This is a genomic window from Planococcus donghaensis (genome assembly GCF_001687665.2).
Classification (GTDB): domain Bacteria; phylum Bacillota; class Bacilli; order Bacillales_A; family Planococcaceae; genus Planococcus; species Planococcus donghaensis.
In genome coordinates this window covers 184,876-204,746 of record NZ_CP016543.2, presented here as the reverse complement: position 1 = coordinate 204,746, position 19,871 = coordinate 184,876, and the positions used below count along the sequence as shown (strand labels likewise).

Annotated in this window: 14 protein-coding genes, 7 tRNA genes and 2 rRNA genes; 2 read left to right on the top strand and 21 right to left on the bottom strand. The window is 44.2% G+C overall.

Features of this window, described 5'->3' with window-relative positions; genetic code table 11:
• Window positions 1-6: 6 nt before the first annotated feature.
• Window positions 7-351: a DUF3307 domain-containing protein gene (locus BCM40_RS01055; RefSeq protein WP_065527542.1), complete on the bottom strand. Its 345-nt coding sequence runs from the start codon at window positions 349-351 to the stop codon at window positions 7-9.
• Window positions 348-1,499: a GAF and HD-GYP domain-containing protein gene (locus tag BCM40_RS01050; protein WP_065527543.1), complete on the bottom strand. Its 1,152-nt coding sequence runs from the start codon at window positions 1,497-1,499 to the stop codon at window positions 348-350. Before BCM40_RS01050 ends, BCM40_RS01055 begins: the two co-directional genes overlap by 4 nt.
• 430 nt (window positions 1,500-1,929) lie before the next feature.
• Between BCM40_RS01050 and BCM40_RS01045 the strand changes: the two genes are divergently transcribed.
• Complete coding sequence (locus BCM40_RS01045; protein ID WP_065527544.1) at window positions 1,930-3,747, top strand: putative bifunctional diguanylate cyclase/phosphodiesterase; 1,818 nt, start codon at window positions 1,930-1,932, stop codon at window positions 3,745-3,747.
• 49 nt (window positions 3,748-3,796) lie between these two features.
• Here BCM40_RS01045 and BCM40_RS01040 read toward each other — a convergent pair whose 3' ends face one another.
• The 10 genes from BCM40_RS01040 to BCM40_RS00995 form a co-directional block, all read right to left on the bottom strand.
• On the bottom strand, window positions 3,797-4,615 hold the full coding sequence (locus BCM40_RS01040) for an STAS domain-containing protein (protein WP_065527545.1): 819 nt from the start codon (window positions 4,613-4,615) through the stop codon (window positions 3,797-3,799).
• A 327-nt stretch (window positions 4,616-4,942) separates the two neighbouring features.
• Window positions 4,943-6,745 (bottom strand): glutamine--fructose-6-phosphate transaminase (isomerizing), encoded by a 1,803-nt coding sequence (glmS, locus tag BCM40_RS01035; protein ID WP_008431697.1) that lies wholly within the window; start codon window positions 6,743-6,745, stop codon window positions 4,943-4,945.
• A gap of 726 nt (window positions 6,746-7,471) precedes the next feature.
• Entirely contained in the window at window positions 7,472-8,821 is a 1,350-nt protein-coding gene (glmM, locus tag BCM40_RS01030) for a phosphoglucosamine mutase (protein ID WP_065527546.1), read from the bottom strand.
• 72 nt (window positions 8,822-8,893) lie between these two features.
• A complete protein-coding gene (locus tag BCM40_RS01025; protein ID WP_065527547.1) occupies window positions 8,894-9,862 on the bottom strand; it encodes a CdaR family protein in 969 nt (322 codons plus the stop codon).
• Window positions 9,855-10,691: a diadenylate cyclase CdaA gene (gene cdaA / locus BCM40_RS01020; protein WP_065527548.1), complete on the bottom strand. Its 837-nt coding sequence runs from the start codon at window positions 10,689-10,691 to the stop codon at window positions 9,855-9,857. Before cdaA ends, BCM40_RS01025 begins: the two co-directional genes overlap by 8 nt.
• A gap of 102 nt (window positions 10,692-10,793) precedes the next feature.
• Entirely contained in the window at window positions 10,794-11,429 is a 636-nt protein-coding gene (locus BCM40_RS01015) for a zf-HC2 domain-containing protein (protein WP_065527549.1), read from the bottom strand.
• 12 nt (window positions 11,430-11,441) lie between these two features.
• Window positions 11,442-12,005, bottom strand: coding sequence for an RNA polymerase sigma factor SigW (gene sigW, locus BCM40_RS01010; protein WP_065527550.1), 564 nt, complete (start codon window positions 12,003-12,005; stop codon window positions 11,442-11,444).
• 256 nt (window positions 12,006-12,261) lie between these two features.
• Window positions 12,262-13,170 (bottom strand): arginase, encoded by a 909-nt coding sequence (rocF, locus tag BCM40_RS01005; protein WP_065527551.1) that lies wholly within the window; start codon window positions 13,168-13,170, stop codon window positions 12,262-12,264.
• A gap of 70 nt (window positions 13,171-13,240) precedes the next feature.
• Complete coding sequence (locus BCM40_RS01000) at window positions 13,241-13,804, bottom strand: GNAT family N-acetyltransferase (protein WP_065527552.1); 564 nt, start codon at window positions 13,802-13,804, stop codon at window positions 13,241-13,243.
• A gap of 15 nt (window positions 13,805-13,819) precedes the next feature.
• Window positions 13,820-14,701: a LysR family transcriptional regulator gene (locus BCM40_RS00995; RefSeq protein WP_065527553.1), complete on the bottom strand. Its 882-nt coding sequence runs from the start codon at window positions 14,699-14,701 to the stop codon at window positions 13,820-13,822.
• Window positions 14,702-14,804: 103 nt separating this feature from the next.
• Here BCM40_RS00995 and BCM40_RS00990 point away from each other — a divergent pair, with 103 nt between their 5' ends.
• Window positions 14,805-15,884 (top strand): citrate synthase/methylcitrate synthase, encoded by a 1,080-nt coding sequence (locus tag BCM40_RS00990; RefSeq protein ID WP_065527554.1) that lies wholly within the window; start codon window positions 14,805-14,807, stop codon window positions 15,882-15,884.
• Window positions 15,885-15,954: 70 nt separating this feature from the next.
• Here BCM40_RS00990 and BCM40_RS00985 read toward each other — a convergent pair.
• The 9 genes from BCM40_RS00985 to BCM40_RS00945 all read right to left on the bottom strand — a co-directional run bounded on the left by BCM40_RS00985 (window position 15,955) and on the right by BCM40_RS00945 (window position 19,790).
• Window positions 15,955-16,027: transfer RNA gene (locus BCM40_RS00985), tRNA-Ala, on the bottom strand.
• A gap of 31 nt (window positions 16,028-16,058) precedes the next feature.
• Window positions 16,059-16,131 (bottom strand) — tRNA-Lys (locus tag BCM40_RS00980).
• Between the two features lie 11 nt (window positions 16,132-16,142).
• Window positions 16,143-16,217 (bottom strand) — tRNA-Gln (locus tag BCM40_RS00975).
• Between the two features lie 19 nt (window positions 16,218-16,236).
• Window positions 16,237-16,320: transfer RNA gene (locus tag BCM40_RS00970), tRNA-Tyr, on the bottom strand.
• A 20-nt stretch (window positions 16,321-16,340) separates the two neighbouring features.
• A tRNA-Val gene (locus tag BCM40_RS00965) sits at window positions 16,341-16,416 on the bottom strand.
• A gap of 4 nt (window positions 16,417-16,420) precedes the next feature.
• Window positions 16,421-16,495, bottom strand: a tRNA-Glu gene (locus tag BCM40_RS00960).
• 56 nt (window positions 16,496-16,551) lie between these two features.
• Window positions 16,552-16,624, bottom strand: a tRNA-Thr gene (locus BCM40_RS00955).
• A 42-nt stretch (window positions 16,625-16,666) separates the two neighbouring features.
• Window positions 16,667-16,782, bottom strand: a 5S ribosomal RNA gene (rrf, locus tag BCM40_RS00950).
• 75 nt (window positions 16,783-16,857) lie between these two features.
• A 23S ribosomal RNA gene (locus BCM40_RS00945) occupies window positions 16,858-19,790 on the bottom strand.
• Window positions 19,791-19,871 lie beyond the last annotated feature (81 nt).

The following is a 19,871-nucleotide window of genomic DNA, read 5'->3' as shown; positions in this document are numbered from 1 at the left end:
TCACTCCTAAGAAATTGCGATAGCAATGGCCAGTAATATGATGTGGAAAATTTGGTCTGCCATAATCGACAACCAACCTTTTTCTGGACCCTTAGCCATTTGAACGCGTTCTACCCAAAACATAACAAAGGTTTTTCGGTCTAAAACAATATGGCCTAGAAAAACAATGAGAATTGCGGGCAACGATAGTCCGCCTGAAAACTCACCAAACAGGGCGATGACAGCGGTATAAATCGATACATGCGTTAATAACGGCAGCCATTTTGTCGCTTTGTGTTTGGCCATCCAACTTGTTTGCAGCAAAAAGTCCCCGATTAAATGCCCAATCAATAACACATCAAACTGACTCATAGTCGGTAGCCTCTCTCCTGCCCTGCTTCGTATTGCTCGATTTGGTAATCGCATTCTTCTAAAATTGCCGCGAACGCATCAACTACTTGAGCGTCAAACAAAGTTTCTTTGCAGCGATGCAACTCTTCTACGCCTAACTGATAAGACAGTCCCTTACTATAAGAGCGAGCCGTCGTCATGGCATCAAATGTATCCGCGACTCCGACAATGCGTGCGAACAACGGAATCTCATCCCCAGCTAACCCATGCGGATAACCGGTGCCGTCAAGTCGTTCGTGGTGAGACAAAGCGGTTTCTACGGCATGAACCATGGCGTCTTTTGGTTCGACATTTGATAAAATATCTGCGCCAATTACTGTGTGTTGTTGGATTATCGTATATTCTTCTGTCGTTAAACGGTCAGGTTTTCGAAGAATGGCATCGGTTATGCCAATTTTTCCGATATCGTGCAGCAAGGCAGCTTTATACAATTCTTCGCAATCTGCTGCACTTAGCTCAAGCTTTTGCGCAATCCATAGCGAATATTTAGCGACACGTTCTGAATGTCCCGCCGTATACGGGTCACGCGCGTCCAACACTTTTGCTAGTGTTCGAATCATGCTTAGTAACATTTGCTGCAATTCTTCGTACATTTGACTGTTATGAAGCGCGAGCGCAGACTGACTCGACAGCGCGTCCGCTAAGCGAATGTCTTGTTCAGAGAAAAAAGCGATGTCCTGCTTGTTTAACAGCTGCATCGCTCCAAGAACCTTGCCTTTAACGGCGAGTGGAACGGTAATCATTGATTTGGTGACAAACCCACTCGACTGATCGACGCGTGCGGTCCAATCTGGATTGTCCGCCACGTTTTCGATTAACTGCGCTTGTCCGGTCTGAATGACTTTGCCGACAATGCCTTCATCTTTATCCAATTCGATGTTTAAAATCGTAGCCGCTGATGGTCCGTACGCCGCTGATACTTTGATTTTTTGGCGTTGTTTATCGAGCACCCATAACGTGCCGGCTTCCGCTCCGACAATCTGCACCATTTGCAACAAAATGCTCTCTAGCACTTCGCCCATTTCTAAGTTTGAATTTAATTGCTTGGACGCTTCTAACAAGGTAACGAGTTCTTGAACTTTAAATTCCAATTCTTTTATGTGCGTCATGCGGTTCCTCCGGTTGCTTATTGGTTGAATATTTAGCATTTTATTGTTTTTGTTTAGTATTTTTCTATTTCTTGTCGATCATATCTTGTTGTGAAACATTAAGCAATATTATCCATTATTAAAAGTATGCCCAGTCTATCTGTCCTAAACCTCGCCTTGGCTTGTTCCTTAAGAAATTTTAATTTTCATTCCCCTTTTAAAATAAATGTAGGCTATACTAGTTTCTGTTTAGTGCTTAAAGTAAGCGCTGCATTTTGCAAAGTTCGCCTTGCAAACAATGACGGAAACTACCAATAATTTGAAATAAAATTTTTATCAATTCGTGTATATTTTTGTGATATGATATGTAAACACTAAGCTATTATCAGGTTAACCTTCTAGATTGAGCACGTTATACTACCTAATTTGTAAAGGAGGCTCCTCTTTTTTCATGGCTGCTTTTTTACTTTCCAATACTGTATTTGTTATCTTACTATCGTTTATTTTGTTAGCTCTTATCTTATTTATTAGTTTACTTGTTGTACATATACGGAATAAACAAAAACTCCAGAAGAAAAGCAATTCCACTGAATTAGAGTTGAAGTTTGAATCGGTATTCGAATCGACTTCGGATGCGGTGATTGTTGCTGATCAGCATGGAACCATCTTGCAATGGAATTTAGGCGCTGAAACCATTTTTGGCTTTAGTAAAAAAGAAGCTATTGGGGTTAACTTAGAAATTATTATTCCGGAGTCTTTAATAGATGGTCACCGTAAAGGCTTACAACAGTTTTCGGAGACGGGTGTCCCTAGTGTGATTGGCAGACGTGTCGAATTGGTTGGCCGCCGCAAAGATGGGCTGGAAATTCCGATTGAAATGTCTGTGGGAACATGGAAAACAGATGAAGGATTGTTTTTCAGCAATATCATTCGGGACATCACCGAACGAAAAGAAACAGAAGCAAAAATCAATAGCCTTGTGTACCGAGATCCGTTAACGGGCTTGCCAAACCGCCGGATGTTTAGTGATCAACTGGCTCTGAAAATCAAGCAACAGAGCAGCAACAAACAAAGCCTTTCCTTGCTATACATCGATTTGGACCATTTTAAATTGATCAACGACACATACGGACATTACGCTGGCGATCAAATGCTCATTGAAGTAGCCAAGCGTTTTCAAAGCATCGCGCATGCGGAAGATACGATTTCTCGTCTTGGTGCAGATGAATTTATACTATTATTGCCGAATACTGATAGCTTCAAAGCGACTGCTCATGCACAAAAAATATTAGAGCTGTTTAAAGAACCTTTTCGCTTTCAACAAGAAGATTTATTTGTCACTCCTTCTATCGGCATCAGCATTTTCCCGACTGACGGAATCGACTTGGATACGTTAGTAAAAAATGCAGACATCGCCCTTTCTCAAGCAAAAAATCAAGGCAAAAACAATTTTCAGTTTTTCACAGAAAGCACCAACCAAGCAGCACTTCGAAAATCGAAATTGGCAATTGATATCCGGAAAGGTTTGGAAAAAGGCGAATTCTTTATCCATTACCAACCGCAAATCGATTTAAAAACCAACAAACTAGTGGGTCTCGAAGCTTTAGTTCGCTGGGTACATCCGAGACTTGGGAACATTTCACCTGCTGAATTTATCCCCGTGGCAGAAGATACGGGGAGCATTATTCAAATCGGTGAATTTGTTTTACGCCAAGCTTGCCTGCAAAACAAAGCATGGCAAGATGCTGGACTTCCGCACTTCCGCGTCGCGGTTAATATTTCGTCCCATCAGTTTTCACGGTGCAATTTAATGGAAACGGTTCATACGGCGCTTTCGGAATCCGGCCTACATCCTAAATACTTGGAACTTGAACTGACGGAAAGCATTATCCAAAGTTCTACTAGCGCCATAGAAACTATGCAAACTTTAAAAGCTATGGGCATTCATTTGTCGATAGATGATTTTGGGACTGGCTTTTCATCGCTTCGCTATTTAAAGCTATTCCCAGTCGATACATTGAAAATCGACCAATACTTTATCCGCAACATTATTACCGACCCGAAAGACGCGGCACTTGTTGATACCATTATCAAAATGGCCGAAAATTTACGGTTGAACGTTATTGCTGAAGGCGTTGAAACTTTAGAACAACTGCAATTTTTGCAACAAAAAAATTGCGACCAAGCGCAAGGTTATTACTTTAACCGACCGTTGCCACCTGAAGAAATCGAGCGTCTTTACCAACCGGCCTCATCACCAATAAATTAAAACGACAAAAAAGCCAGGTTCCTCAGCAAAAGGAACCTGGCTTTTTTTGTTATTTCACGCTTTCCAACGCTTGTTTTACAGTCGCGTACGACTCTGTATCGAGCATATCAATGCCACTGTGAACAATCGCTTGCACAAGGTCGGGTCTTAATCCGGCAATGACCACATGAATGCCCATCAATTGAAGCGTACTGCCAATTTGCTGAAGCGACAACGCCACGTGATCATCAATCGTCAAAACACCTGAAAAATCCGTAATGACGTGAAGAACTTTTTTCTCAGCGATTTTTGGGATCACGTTATTCATGATATGCGCAATTCGGTAACTGTCTATCACCCCAATAAGCGGTAACACAACGACGTCTTCTAATACCGGCACAATAGGCGCTGATAGATTCAGTAACTCCACACGCGTTTCTGCCTGCTTTCTTTCCGATAGCTGCTCAAACGCAAAAATGGTCTCATTTAAACTTACATCAAGAACTGCATGAATGGCTTGAATCGCTTTAGCGTTTTCAACAACCGTTAAATCAAATTCTACGCTCAGCCGTGTAAAAATTTCTGAAAACACTTTGCGCGTTACCGGGTACCGAATCGCAATCATTGAAAGAGCACCGCCCGAAGCGATTTGCATCTCCGCATTCTTTTTACTCCATTCGATCAATGCGTCCGGAACTTCAATTTGTCCACTCTCGAGAAGCGCTTGTCCAAAAAACTCAAGCAACTGAACATACATCCCAGCAGCCCGCTCTTTTTCCCACTCAGGAATGGTCAAGCTCATTTCCTGCACCACCGATTCAACCACTTCCGCTGATAACGATCCAGCATTTTCACTTATGTATTTGGAAAAGTCTTTAAAAGAAGACATTTGTTTCACACCTTTTCTTATGTTGTCTCTATTATATCATTGGCTAAGAGGGAAGATGAGAACGAATCACCAAACTATAAACAATAAAGATGCTCTTTTTTACGGTTACTCAAGGATTCGGAGCACTAAGCGGCGACTCCTGCGGAAGAACGGAGTGATGAGACCCCGCAGGAGCTTGCGACGAGGAGGCTCAGCACTTCGTCCGCGGAAAGCGTCCGCTTAGTGCGGAGAAGCCCATTTAAAGACGAAGAAATAATTTAATATTTATTGTTATAAAACAGAAAGACCCTTTTGGAATTTATCCAAAAGGGTCTTTCCTAAAAGCTATTATTCAACTGTTACTGATTTTGCTAAGTTACGTGGCTTGTCAACGTCACAGTCGCGGTGAAGCGCTGCGTAATAGCTGATCAACTGCATCGGGATAACCGATACGAGTGGTGATAGCAATTCGTTCACTTTTGGCAAGACAAGGCTATCGCCTTCTTCTTGTAAGCCTTCCATTGAGATGATACATGGGTTTGCACCGCGTGCCGCTACTTCTTTCACGTTACCACGGATGTTCAAGTTAACCGCTTCTTGTGTCGCAAGTGCGATAACCGGTGTTCCTTCTTCGATCAACGCAATCGTACCGTGTTTTAATTCGCCGCCTGCAAAGCCTTCAGCTTGGATATACGAAATTTCTTTTAATTTCAATGAACCTTCAAGTCCAACGAAATAATCCATTACGCGACCGATAAAGAAGCAGTTACGTGTTGTCGACAAGAAGTCTGTCGCAATTTGTTCCATTTCTTCTTTCGAATCCACTTGTGCTTGAATAGCATTTGCAACGATTCCTAGTTCTTGAACCAAATCAAAACCGATATCAAGGCCGCGTGCTTCAGCTGTTACCGCTGCTAAAATAGACAAGACTGCCAATTGTGCAGTGTACGCTTTTGTAGAAGCAACCGCGATTTCTGGACCTGCATGCAACAATAACGTATGGTCAGACTCACGAGATAACGTAGATCCTGCAACGTTTGTTACTGTTAATGACGCATGGCCTAGTTCTTTGATTTTCACCAATACTTGACGGCTATCCGCTGTTTCCCCTGATTGAGAAATAAAGATGAACAATGGGTTTTCCGACAACAATGGCATATTGTAACCAAATTCACTTGATACATGCACTTCAACTGGAATGCCAGCTAATTTTTCAATATATTCTTTACCGATCAATCCAGCGTGATAGCTTGTTCCAGCCGCAATGATGTGAATGCGGTCAGCCGCTTGCATTGCTTCTAAAATTTCTGGTTTGATCGTTAATTTATCATTTTCGTCTTGGTATGCTTGAACGATTTTGCGGACAACTGCTGGCTGCTCGTCAATTTCTTTCAACATATAATGCGGGTATGTGCCTTTTTCAATATCGCTCATGTCGATTTCTGCAGTGAATGGTAGGCGGCTTACCGACTTGCCATCCAATGTTAAAATTTCCACGCTGTCTTTGCGGACAATAACGATTTCTTGGTCCATCAATTCAACAAACTGGTCAGTCAATTGCAACATTGCCATTGCATCAGACGCGATAACGTTGAAATCTTCGCCAAGTCCTACTAATAACGGGCTTTTGTTTTTCGCTACAAAAATCGTTTGCTCTTCTTCAGCGTCAAGTAACGCAATTGCATATGAACCTTTTAGCAAAGTAAGAGTTTTAGTAAATGCTTCTTGAGTTGTCATGCCTTCTCCAACAAATTTACCGATCAACTGAACGATAATCTCTGTATCCGTATCTGACTCCATTTCCACGTCAGCTAAATAATCGCGCTGAATGTGGTGGTAGTTTTCAATAACACCGTTGTGCACAAGTGTGAAACGGTCAGATGTGTTTTGATGTGGGTGAGCATTTGCACGTGTTGGTTTACCATGAGTCGCCCAACGCGTATGACCGATCCCAGTTGAACCCATAACATCATTTTCTACAACGCCGCGTAAATCTGCGATACGTCCTTTTTCTTTAAACACTTTCACGCCACTACCGTTGCGGACAGCGATTCCTGCTGAATCATAACCGCGGTATTCCAAACGCTCTAAGCCTTTTAACAAAATTTCCTTTGAATCATTTTCTCCAATATATCCTACAATTCCACACATAATTAAATTCCTCCATTTGTCTCGTTCATATAAGTGATGAGCCTATCCATCTTGTTGGCCAATCGATCACTCGACTGTTTTAAGAATGGACATCACGACCAGGCTTCATGGCCGGAAGGGATCCGCCGAAAATTCGATACTCCTTCTCCTCGTCTACTAGAGATGACTTGTCCGTCCAATTTCTCTAGTACAGGCGCTATAATTGTTTTCCTCTCACTCTACTTCTATCCTCCTTTTTCAGTGGCCGTAAACCGACTCTACTATCATACCGTCTCAACACAATCCCGTCAATTAAAGCAAATAGTTATTTAGGTCTATTTCATCACCTTTTTCCGTATACTGGTCTATTTGTCTGTCCAAATCCATTTTCAAAGCTTTAAAAATTTGATAAATAACAGGCTGTTGTTAGTTTTATGGCTTTTTGTTTCTCAAACCACTCACCTGCAAGCTACGCAGCAAACTAGCGGAGACTCCCGCGGGATAGCGAAGTACCGAAATCCACTCGGGCACGTAGCCCGAGTTAGTTCGGTGCAAGCCCGCAGGAAAGCAGAGCTAGTTTGCGGAGTAGCTAGCCATACTTAGAAGAAAGCGTCTGCCTGTAGCGCTTTCTTCGTCTTATACACCCACACTTCCCTTTCCTTTACCCCAAATCGCCTTCACAAAATCAAAAAATATAAAAAAAGCCCGTAAGCAAAGATGCTCACGGACTTGAAATCATTGATTTGATTAGCTTAAACCCATTTCACTACGCACAACCACTGCAATGCGTTCTACATAGTTTTCGCAGTCTTCTGCTGAAGCTGCTTCTACCATAATACGTACCAATGGCTCTGTACCTGAAGGACGCACAAGCACACGGCCGTTGCCGTTCATTTCTGCTTCAACTTCAGAAATCACTTCTGCCACTTTTGCGTTATCCGTTACCGCATGTTTATCCGTCACACGAATATTCACAAGTTTTTGCGGGAAAATCGTCATTTCAGATGCCAATTCCGACAATTTCTTGCCTGTAATTTTCATGATGTTTACTAACTGAAGCCCTGTTAACAAGCCATCGCCAGTTGTATTGTAATCTAAGAAAATGATATGACCTGATTGTTCGCCGCCCAGGTTGTATTCATTTTTCTTCATTTCTTCTACGACATAACGGTCACCAACAGCTGTTTTGTTGCTCTTCATGCCGTGGCTTTCCAATGCTTTGTAAAAGCCCATATTGCTCATTACAGTTGAAACGACAGTATCTTTCTTCAAACGACCTTCTGAATGCAAATGCTTTGCACAAATGTACATAATTTGATCGCCATCGACAATATTGCCTTTTTCATCTACTGCGATTAGACGATCGCCGTCGCCATCAAACGCCAAGCCAATGTCTGCCCCTTTTTCAAGAACGAGTTCTGCTAATTTCTCAGGGTGCGTAGAACCTACGCCCGCGTTAATATTCAAGCCGTTTGGCGAAGCACCCATTGATGTAATGTCTGCATCTAAATCCGCAAATACATGCGTTGCTAATGTAGACGTGGCACCGTGTGCACAATCAAGCGCTACTAAAATGCCGTCAAACTCTTCATCCACTGTTTGTTTTAAGTATTGAAGGTATTTTTGTCCGCCTTCAAAATAATCCGTGATGCTTCCAAGATCGCCACCAGTTGGACGTGGCAATAGATCTTCATCGCTATCTAATAACGCTTCAATTTCCGCTTCTTGTGCATCCGACAGTTTAAAGCCGTCTGAACCGAAGAATTTGATGCCATTGTCTTCTACAGGATTATGCGAAGCTGAAATCATAACGCCCGCTTCTGCACTCATTACACGCGTCAAATACGAAACGCCTGGTGTGCTAATAACGCCAAGACGCATAACTTCCGCTCCAACAGAAAGTAATCCGGCAGCCAAAGCGCCTTCTAACATTTCACCTGAAATTCGTGTATCACGGCCAATTAGCACTTTCGGTTTGTCTTTTGCGCTTTTTGTTAAAATATATCCGCCTATACGACCTAATCTAAAAGCCAATTCAGGTGTTAGCTCGCTATTGGCAACTCCCCGTACTCCATCTGTTCCAAAATATTTTCCCATTACAATATTCGCTCCTTCAGTCAGTTGCTACTATTTTTTTAATCAATTTTTTCTCTTTTATACGATTGTTTATTAGTCTACTGGCAGCTGTGCCGAATCATCGCTTACTACTTCTGCTTCCACCGTTACTTGAGCTGGTGAAACGGCTGAAGCACCAGATGGAATGCTTAACTCTACGTCTACTGTGCTATCTTCAGCGGTGATGCTGGAAGCGTCTACTTCTACTACATACTCAGTCATTTCATCGACGACTGTTTTCGGACCGAAAATCCGGATTTCTTCCGTGGATGTGGTCCAGTTGTTAATGCTAATACCTGCTTGAACTTTTCCAGTTGGCTCAATTCTAACAGGCACTGTTTTGCTGTATTCGACAACTTTAACAGTCACTTCAACTTCTTCCGGTTCGATTTCCGCATTTTCCAGTTTCGTCAAATCTTCTGCTAGTACCCGTACACGTGCTGCCGTCGTAAAAGATTCATTGACACCTTGTTCTCCAGAAACCGTTGCTTTTACAAAGCTAATGGCATCAATCATACTTTTAGGACCGGTTACAATAACGGTTTCTGGATTAACCGTCACTTTATCTAAAACAAAGCCTTCTGCGAGCATACGATCATTAATGTCCGGGTCAATTCGAAATTCTTGCGACACCCGTTCTTCAATTACGACGTTTACAAAAGCAGGATCTACTCGAGTTGTTAATTGTTCCGAGACGTTTTCAGTTTGGATGGGGACTTGGTGTTCGCCAAGCGGCAAATTGCGCAAATCCACAAACAACGTAAAATCTTCTAACTGACGTGCCGCTTGAACAATACTAACCGGACCTGTTAAGTGCAAGTCGGCCGTTTTCGGCACGCCACTAACCATCAAGTCATTGTCATGGTATACCTCAATCTCTACGTCTTCAATCACTTCCGACACTCGACTAGTGTCCGTCGACCCCGAGGAATTATCTTCCGCTTGTACAGAGAAGAACAAAAGGAAGGCTAACAACAGCGCCGTAATTCGCAAAAACCAGCGATTATCCATCATTTTATCCATTCTTTTTCCTCCTCCAATTCCACCAAGAAGAAGCGACTTCTTGCTGGGCTACGCCAAACCAAATGCGGCGCAGTTTTACTTCGAAGTCTTCAAGTGATAAATTACGGTGCAAATCACCATTTGCCGTTAAGCTGATGGCCCCAGTTTCTTCTGATACGACAATTGTAATCGCATCGGTTACTTCACTGATGCCAAGAGCGGCACGATGACGTGTTCCGAGCTCTTTGGAAATAAACGGACTTTCAGACAGCGGCAAATAACAAGCGGCTGCTGCAATCCGGTTTTTTTGAACAATTACCGCTCCATCGTGCAACGGTGTATTCGGAATGAATAAATTAATCATCAATTCAGATGTAAGGTCCGAGTTCATCGGAATTCCCGTTTCAATGTATTCGCTCAAACCGGTTTCACGCTCAATTGAGACGAGTGCTCCGATTCGGCGTTTTGCCATATAACTGACGGACTTGGACATGGCTTCAATCAGTCGATTGCGTTCCGATTCTTCGTTCAACGTACTGCTTGAGAACAGTTTACCGCGTCCCAGTTGTTCAAGTGCACGACGCAACTCTGGTTGGAATATGATAATGATGGCTAAAAAGCCCCATTCCAATACCTGTTGCATAATCCAACCTAATGTTTCTAGGTTGAGCGCTTGCGTCACGAGGCGTGCAATAATAATGACAAAGATTCCTTTCAGCAATTGAACGGCTTTCGTTCCTTTGATGACCGTTATCAATTTATAAACAACGAACCACACCAATAAAATGTCGATGATATTTCCTAGAAGTCTAAATGGTGTTTGGTCTGTTAAACTTTCCAAAAAAGGCATCTGCAACCCTCGCTTTTCTACATCTGCATATGCATTAAGTATATCATAAGTGAATTAGGCTTGCCTTCATAGAAAAAACCCATCCTTTAGGAGAGGATAGGTTTAATCGGTTGTTTGATTGTCATTTGTTTCAAAAATAGCGGCAGCATCTTTAAATCCTTCTTTAATCGTAAACCATAGCCATTCAAAAGCTTGATCGATTTCTTCAATTTCTCCGGTAATTACACCGCTTGATGCCATGTACTGACCATTGACAATCGTGACGTCTCCTTGAAGTTCACCTTCTACCCGTAAATCGCCATTGCGTATAGTTAAGTTGCCTACCACGGTTTCCCCTTCAGGGACAATAACCGTTTGTCCTTCTACAACCAAATTCGGTTGTTTCGTAAATGAAAACTGTTGGTCGTCGTTAAAGTTGGTAAACAACGCTGTGCTCATTAATAAACAGAATAACGCGGCAGCAGCAAGCATGGGATGTCTTCTTAACCAGCGCTGAACGCCCGCGCGCTGTCTTTCTTTCGGCAATCGTTCCATTGTCTTTTGGACAAAATCAGACGGAGCCTGTATATGGGATGCACTTTGGACAAATGCAACGGTTTTGCTTAAAGCTTGGTACTGCTCTCTGCAGTCAGGGCAGCTTTCCAAGTGCTCTTTTAACTGTTGTTCCTCGCTTGGATTAAGATCCCCGTCGAGGTAATGATTCATTAACTCTAACACGTTTTCCGGACACGTATTCATCGTGCTCGCCTCCTACAAATTGCTCAATTGCTTACGAAGAGCTTCTCGCCCTCGGTGTATACGCGTCTTTACCGTTCCTAACGGCAAATCCAAAATTTCACTGATTTCCGCAAGTGGCAATTCTTCAATATACTTTAATACAATAGCGGCACGGTACTTATCTGGCAAGCGGCTGATTTCGTACTGTACCCGCTCTTGAACTTCCATCCGCATTAACTCTTCTTCTGGTAGTTCATCCTCATTGGCAATTTTCGAATACATATTCAAGCCTTCCGTCCCGCGCACTTCAGCATCCAAGTGATAATCCGGCTTTTTCTTACGGATTCGATCGATGCATAAATTGGTGGCGATGCGGTATAACCAAGTAGAAAATTTCCGATTCTGATCAAACGTATGAATATTTACATACGCACGCATAAAAGCTTCTTGCGCAATATCTTCTGCTTCCTGCTTGTTACCAAGCATACGAAAGCAAACTTGATACAGCTGATGCTGGTAAAGCTCCACGATTTCGGCGAATGCGTTCTGATCGCCTTTTATTACTTTTGCTATTCGTTTGTTCACTAACGCATCCATGATCTCATTTCCCTCCGCCTATGCGGCTGTACTTTATATACGTATCTCTCTTTAAAAAGTTTCACTTATTTTTTCTTATTCTATCGTATCAGACAATACCCAAATAAATCCAACTAATTTTTTAACGATTTAGATTTGAAAAAGTTGCGACGTATTGTTATTTTTTATAACAAAAATAATAGCTCAAGCGAGTCTAATAAAAAAAGATCGTAGACAACTCCATGGAGTTTTCTACGATCCTTTCACCTAAAAGAACTTATAATAATTTTTCGCCGAACAATGAACCGATCAACGCAACTGCTACATCAGCTGTTTTGTTTTTCTCATCAAGAATCGGGTTTACTTCTACAAATTCAGCAGACGTAATGATGTTTGCATCAAACAACATTTCCATTGCTAAATGGCTTTCACGGTAGCTAATGCCGCCTGGAACGGGTGTCCCAACGCCTGGCGTGTACATTGGATCAATGCCATCAAGATCTAATGATAAGTGAACCGCATCTGTGTTGCGCTCTTCTTTTAAGTACTTAATCGATTCTTCGATTACGGCATGCATGCCCATTTTATCAATTTCGTGCATGCTATAAACGCGAATGCCGTGTTCTTTGATCAATTCACGCTCACCAGGGTCTACTGAACGAGCTCCGATGATGACAATGTTTTCAGGTTTTACTTTTGGTGAATACCCGCGAATGTTCGTCAATTTTTCATGACCATGTCCAAAGCTTGCTGCAAGCGGCATGCCGTGGATGTTACCTGATGGTGACGTATCGCTTGTGTTCATATCTGCATGCGCATCATACCAAATAACGCCTAAGTTTTCGTGACGTTCTGAAATTCCAGCAAGTGTACCAATCGCAATACTGTGATCGCCACCTAATACTAATGGGAAATTTCCAGCTTCTGCTACGTTAAATACTTTATCGCCTAACGCTTCTGTTGCTTTAGTAATCGCTTTCAAATTACGTAAGTTTGTTTCTGTATCTACACTGCCGTCTGTTTGACCAATCAGGATGTCCCCTTCATCTGTAACGCGATGGCCTAACTCTTCGATGCGGTCTACAACACCTGCATAACGGATAGCGCTTGGTCCCATATCAACACCACGACGAGTTTGACCGTGGTCCATTGGAACTCCGATAATAGAAATATTTAATTTATTCATTATTTTATACCCCCTTAGCAAGATAGACTTATTGTAACCGCTAAGGTCTCTTTGGCTCAACTGTACAATTTCACGTATATTTATTCGCTTTTTTCGCCAAATCTTTTTTCACTTTTGGCCACTCTTTATCGATAATGGAATAGACCACTGCATCTCGCGGTTTGCCATTTGACCGAATTCGCTCATTTCGAAGAACTCCTTCTTTAACCGCTCCGATCCGTTCAATCGCCTTCTGCGAGCGCACATTTTCAGCATCTGTCTTAAACTGAACACGAATCATGCCACGTTCTTCAAAACAATAGCTAAGTAACGCACGTTTAACAGATGTATTGACATGCGTCCGCTGTGCTGACAACGCATAAAATGTTGCTCCCATTTCACAGCTTTTATTCGTATCATCAATTGCATATATACGGGTCGTACCGATAACTTCTGCTGTTTCCGGATTTTCCACCGCAAAAATAAGTACATTTGACTGATTCATTCCCGCTTCTAGCCACGCCACCATATCTTCAAAATTTTCGACTTGATTGAGCATATGCTCAAAAATCTTCGGTGTATACAAAGCCCATAACGCTTCAAAATCATCTCTTTTTAATAACCGTAAACGAATGCCATCTGATTCAATAATCATCCCGATCTCTCCTTTTTACGTAAAGTATACCGACTGGATGTGCTCTACAAAATCTTCTTCAAGTGCACCCATTTGTTTTGTTAGAAAATAAGTAGAAACTGCGGGCAGCGGAAACAAATCAAAATGTGCTTCCATTAAGCGACCTTCCACCAATTCGCGCCGCACTATGGATTTGGGCAAAAACGATGTCCCTAGCCCTTCTTGTATAAAGCGTTTCACAATATGTGCTTGTGTCACTTTCATTGTTCGAATTCCAGGCATCTGGAGGCGTAATTTTTCCAATAGCTCTTCCCAAAAAACAGGATGATGATGCGTAAACAAAATCGATTTTCGTAAAGTTTCTTCTATTGAAATGGCTGGTCCTGTTTCATCGTCATAAGCATCTCTTGGCAAAATAAATAACAATGGATCCTCATATACAACAAGCGATTCAATCGTACGACTAATAGACGGTAAAGCAGAAATTCCAGCCGATACTTCTTCTGTTTCAACCAAATCCTCTATAGCTTCTGATTCTTCCACCCGGATGACTAGCTCAACCTCTGGATGTTGTTCTGTAAAAGACCGCAGCACATAAGGCAAAACCGTTTCGGCCATTAACGGGGAAATCGCCAATGTCCATTTCTTTCGGTAGCCTTGAGCAAAAGCGTGCAATTCTTCCACACTGCCATCTAGTTGCTCTAACACTTTCTGTGCTTTTTCTTTAAAATGTCGGCCTTCTTCTGTTAACGATACCCGATTATGACTGCGCTTAAATAAAGAGAGTCCTAAATTTTCTTCCAATAATCGAATATGGACCGTTACACTTGGCTGCGACATCAACAAGCGCTCTGACGTTTTTCTGAAATTCAAGGTTTCTGCCGCATCCACAAACGTTCTCAACCATTGAACTTCCATAACATCCCTCATTTCGATTAATATTTTTAATTGTCTTAATTATATATCTTTAATTTTTATTATCAATCGCTAGGAGTAAACTAAAAGAAAAGGAGGAATTCACATGTTTCAAAAAGGATTAAAAGGCGTAGTAGCTGTTCAAACTGCGATTGCTTCTGTGGACGGGGACTTAGGGGAATTACGCTATCGTGGTGAACTGGTTGAAGCGGTTATCCAAGAGAAATCATTTGAGGAAACAGCTTATTTTCTTTGGTACGGTCAATCACCAAACGTCCAACAACTCGAGCAACTTCAACAACAATTGCTGTTTTACCGAAAACTACCTGAGCATATTGTTCAAATTACAGAGCTTTTGCCAAAAGAAATCTCATTAATGGATGCTATGCGAACATTGGTATCCGCTTATACACATACCAAATTCCAAGCCTTATCTTCTCAAGAACAAGCCATTGCACTTACAGCAGCGTTACCGGTAATGACCGCAGCTTTTTACCGCATTCAAAATGGACAGCAACCCGTTGAACCGAGAGATGATTTAGGACACACCGCTAATTATCTTTGGATGATCAACGAACAACTGCCTTCTGCTGTGCAAACAGAAGCGCTCGAAACGTATTTAAAACTAACGATGGAACATGGCATGAATGCTTCAACGTTTGCGGCACGTGTTACCATTTCAACGGAGTCCGACTTAGTATCCGCCATCACCTCAGCTCTTGGCACCATGAAAGGCCCTCTTCACGGGGGTGCCCCGTCAGGCGTTATCGATTTACTGGATACGATAAAAACGGAAGATCGCATCGCTCCAATTATTGAAGAAAAATTAAATAATGGAGAAAAAATTATGGGCTTTGGTCACCGAGTTTACCGGACAGAAGATCCACGGTCCATCATCCTTCGAAAAAAATGCCTAGCGCTTCAAGGAGAAGATGCGTGGCTCGATTTAGCAGTGACAGCAGAAGCCTATATTGTTAAAAAGCTCAATAAACAAAAGCCTGGTCGGGCACTTTACACCAATGTAGAATTTTATGCAGCAGCGATTATGCGATCTATTGAGATGCCGACTCAATTGTTTACACCCACTTTCAGTGTGGCGCGCATCGTGGGATGGACAGTTCATACAATCGAACAACAAGAAAACAACGTCATCTTCCGTCCACAGTCCGAATACATCGGAACCTAAAAAAAACCCGTATCCAAATGAATGGATACGGGTTTTTTACACATGGATAGTACAAATACACATGGAACAATGGAGCCTAGGGGGCTCGAACCCCTGACCTCGTCACTGCCAGCGACGCGCTCTCCCAGCTGAGCTAAGGCCCCGCGCTGAACAGGCGCAAGGATGTTAAAAGAATGAGCCATGAAGGATTCGAACCTTCGACCCTCTGATTAAAAGTCAGATGCTCTACCAGCTGAGCTAATGGCTCACAATAAAAAATGGCTGGGGTACCTGGATTCGAACCAGGGCATGACGGGATCAAAACCCGTTGCCTTACCGCTTGGCTATACCCCATCGGTACTCATAATAAAACTGGTGGTGGGGGGCAGATTCGAACTGCCGAACCCGAAGGAGCGGATTTACAGTCCGCCGCGTTTAGCCACTTCGCTACCCCACCGTATACAGTTATGAAAAGAATGGTGGAGGATGACGGGATCGAACCGCCGACCCTCTGCTTGTAAGGCAGATGCTCTCCCAGCTGAGCTAATCCTCCAAAATGGTGACCCCTACGGGATTCGAACCCGTGTTACCGCCGTGAAAGGGCGGTGTCTTAACCGCTTGACCAAGGGGCCTTGCATAATAAAATCGTTTATTTCATTCCCTATTAGAGAAACCTTGTAAAAACAAAAGCTTCCAACCGGATTCGAACCGGTGACCTCTTCCTTACCATGGAAGCACTCTACCTGCTGAGCTATGGAAGCAAGGTAAAAGAATCATTAGGAATAAAAAATAAACATAGAATAGCCCAGCGACGTCCTACTCTCACAGGGGGAAACCCCCAACTACCATCGGCGCAAAAGAGCTTAACTGCCGTGTTCGGGATGGGAACGGGTGTGGCCTCTTTGCCATCATCACTGGACTATTTGGTTGAGTGCTTGTTCACTCAAAACTGGATAAACGACATTGGAACGGGCAAGTCTTCGTGTACATGGTTTTGGTTAAGTCCTCGATCGATTAGTATTCGTCAGCTGCACATGTCGCCACGCTTCCACCTCGAACCTATCTACCTCATCGTCTTTGAGGGATCTTACTTGCTTGCGCAATGGGAAATCTCATCTTGAGGGGGGCTTCGTGCTTAGATGCTTTCAGCACTTATCCCGGCCACACATAGCTACCCAGCGATGCCCTTGGCAGAACAACTGGTACACCAGCGGTGTGTCCATCCCGGTCCTCTCGTACTAAGGACAGCTCCTCTCAAATTTCCTGCGCCCGCGACGGATAGGGACCGAACTGTCTCACGACGTTCTGAACCCAGCTCGCGTACCGCTTTAATGGGCGAACAGCCCAACCCTTGGGACCGACTACAGCCCCAGGATGCGATGAGCCGACATCGAGGTGCCAAACCTCCCCGTCGATGTGGACTCTTGGGGGAGATAAGCCTGTTATCCCCGGGGTAGCTTTTATCCGTTGAGCGATGGCCCTTCCATGCGGAACCACCGGATCACTAAGCCCGTCTTTCGACCCTGCTCGACATGTACGTCTCGCAGTCAAGCTCCCTTCTGCCTTTACACTCTGCGAATGATTTCCAACCATTCTGAGGGAACCTTTGGGCGCCTCCGTTACTCTTTAGGAGGCGACCGCCCCAGTCAAACTGCCCGCCTGACACTGTCTCCCAAGCCGATCAGGCTTGTGGGTTAGAATTTCAATACAACCAGGGTAGTATCCCACCGACGCCTCCTCCGAAGCTGGCGCTCCGGGCTCTAAGGCTCCTACCTATCCTGTACAAGTTGCACCAAAATTCAATATCAGGCTACAGTAAAGCTCCACGGGGTCTTTCCGTCCTGTCGCGGGTAACCTGCATCTTCACAGGTACTATAATTTCACCGAGTCTCTCGTTGAGACAGTGCCCAGATCGTTACGCCTTTCGTGCGGGTCGGAACTTACCCGACAAGGAATTTCGCTACCTTAGGACCGTTATAGTTACGGCCGCCGTTTACTGGGGCTTCAATTCGCACCTTCGCTTGCGCTAAGCACTCCTCTTAACCTTCCAGCACCGGGCAGGCGTCAGCCCCTATACGTCACCTTACGGTTTTGCAGAGACCTGTGTTTTTGCTAAACAGTCGCCTGGGCCTATTCACTGCGGCTCTCTCGGGCTATACACCCTACCAGAGCACCCCTTCTCCCGAAGTTACGGGGTCATTTTGCCGAGTTCCTTAACGAGAGTTCACTCGCTCACCTTAGAATTCTCTTCTCGCCTACCTGTGTCGGTTTGCGGTACGGGCACCTCCCGCCTCGCTAGAGGCTTTTCTTGGCAGTGTGAAATCAGGGACTCTGAGACTCAGTCTCTTGCCATCACAGCTCAACGTATCAGGAATGGGATTTGCCTCATTCCACGCCTCACTGCTTGGACGTGCACAACCAACGGCACGCTCACCTTATCCTTCTGCGTCCCCCCATTGCTCAAACGGCGGGGAGGTGGTACAGGAATATCAACCTGTTGTCCATCGTCTACGCCTATCGGCCTCGACTTAGGTCCCGACTAACCCTGAGCGGACGAGCCTTCCTCAGGAAACCTTAGGCATTCGGTGGACGGGATTCTCACCCGTCTTTCGTTACTCATACCGGCATTCTCACTTCTAAGCGCTCCACCAGTCCTTCCGGTCTGACTTCAACGCCCTTAGAACGCTCTCCTACCACGGATCTCTTACGAGATCCATCCACAGCTTCGGTAATCCGTTTAGCCCCGGTACATTTTCGGCGCAGTGTCACTCGACCAGTGAGCTATTACGCACTCTTTAAATGATGGCTGCTTCTAAGCCAACATCCTGGTTGTCTAAGCAACGCCACATCCTTTTCCACTTAACGGATATTTGGGGACCTTAGCTGGTGGTCTGGGCTGTTTCCCTCTTGACTACGGATCTTATCACTCGCAGTCTGACTCCCAAGCATAAATCACTGGCATTCGGAGTTTGTCTGAATTCGGTAACCCGGGATGGGCCCCTAGTCCAAACAGTGCTCTACCTCCAGGATTCTCTATCTTGAGGCTAGCCCTAAAGCTATTTCGGAGAGAACCAGCTATCTCCAGGTTCGATTGGAATTTCTCCGCTACCCACACCTCATCCCCGCACTTTTCAACGTGCGTGGGTTCGGGCCTCCAGTAAGTGTTACCTTACCTTCACCCTGGACATGGGTAGATCACCTGGTTTCGGGTCTACAACTGCATACTCTGTCGCCCTATTCAGACTCGCTTTCGCTGCGGCTCCGCCTTCTCAGCTTAACCTTGCATGCAATCGTAACTCGCCGGTTCATTCTACAAAAGGCACGCCATCACCCATTAACGGGCTTTGACTACTTGTAGGCACACGGTTTCAGGATCTATTTCACTCCCCTTCCGGGGTGCTTTTCACCTTTCCCTCACGGTACTGGTTCACTATCGGTCACTAGGAAGTATTTAGCCTTGGGAGATGGTCCTCCCAGATTCCGACGGAATTTCACGTGTTCCGCCGTACTCAGGATCCACTCTGGAGGGGCAAGGTTTTCGGCTACGGGGCTGTTACCCACTGCGGCGGACCGTTCCAGGTCGCTTCGCCTAATCCTACCTTTTGTAACTCCGTATAGAGTGTCCTACAACCCCAAGAGGCAAGCCTCTTGGTTTGGGCTGATCCCGTTTCGCTCGCCGCTACTCAGGGAATCGCATTTGCTTTCTCTTCCTCCAGGTACTTAGATGTTTCAGTTCCCTGGGTCTGCCTTCTCATGTGCTATAGATTCACACATGGATACTACTCGATTAAAAGTAGTGGGTTCCCCCATTCGGAAATCTCCGGATCACAGCTCACTTACAGCTCCCCGAAGCATATCGGTGTTAGTGCCGTCCTTCTTCGGCTCCTAGTGCCAAGGCATCCACCGTGCGCCCTTTCTAACTTAACCAATGGTTAATTAAAAAGTTGTGACTAAAAGTCACGCGTACTTGAATTTCTTGCATTTGTTTCAATGTCGTTTTATCCAGTT

What these genes read in the sequence shown, in the direction of transcription:
- BCM40_RS01055 (WP_065527542.1), bottom strand. Translation starts at nt 351, where the DNA reads ATGAGTCAGTTTGATGTGTTATTGATTGGGCATTTAATCGGGGACTTT.
- BCM40_RS01050 (WP_065527543.1), bottom strand. Translation starts at nt 1,499, where the DNA reads ATGACGCACATAAAAGAATTGGAATTTAAAGTTCAAGAACTCGTTACC.
- BCM40_RS01045 (WP_065527544.1), top strand. Translation starts at nt 1,930, where the DNA reads ATGGCTGCTTTTTTACTTTCCAATACTGTATTTGTTATCTTACTATCG.
- BCM40_RS01040 (WP_065527545.1), bottom strand. Translation starts at nt 4,615, where the DNA reads ATGTCTTCTTTTAAAGACTTTTCCAAATACATAAGTGAAAATGCTGGA.
- glmS (WP_008431697.1), bottom strand. Translation starts at nt 6,745, where the DNA reads ATGTGTGGAATTGTAGGATATATTGGAGAAAATGATTCAAAGGAAATT.
- glmM (WP_065527546.1), bottom strand. Translation starts at nt 8,821, where the DNA reads ATGGGAAAATATTTTGGAACAGATGGAGTACGGGGAGTTGCCAATAGC.
- BCM40_RS01025 (WP_065527547.1), bottom strand. Translation starts at nt 9,862, where the DNA reads ATGGATAAAATGATGGATAATCGCTGGTTTTTGCGAATTACGGCGCTG.
- cdaA (WP_065527548.1), bottom strand. Translation starts at nt 10,691, where the DNA reads ATGCCTTTTTTGGAAAGTTTAACAGACCAAACACCATTTAGACTTCTA.
- BCM40_RS01015 (WP_065527549.1), bottom strand. Translation starts at nt 11,429, where the DNA reads ATGAATACGTGTCCGGAAAACGTGTTAGAGTTAATGAATCATTACCTC.
- sigW (WP_065527550.1), bottom strand. Translation starts at nt 12,005, where the DNA reads ATGGATGCGTTAGTGAACAAACGAATAGCAAAAGTAATAAAAGGCGAT.
- rocF (WP_065527551.1), bottom strand. Translation starts at nt 13,170, where the DNA reads ATGAATAAATTAAATATTTCTATTATCGGAGTTCCAATGGACCACGGT.
- BCM40_RS01000 (WP_065527552.1), bottom strand. Translation starts at nt 13,804, where the DNA reads ATGATTATTGAATCAGATGGCATTCGTTTACGGTTATTAAAAAGAGAT.
- BCM40_RS00995 (WP_065527553.1), bottom strand. Translation starts at nt 14,701, where the DNA reads ATGGAAGTTCAATGGTTGAGAACGTTTGTGGATGCGGCAGAAACCTTG.
- BCM40_RS00990 (WP_065527554.1), top strand. Translation starts at nt 14,805, where the DNA reads ATGTTTCAAAAAGGATTAAAAGGCGTAGTAGCTGTTCAAACTGCGATT.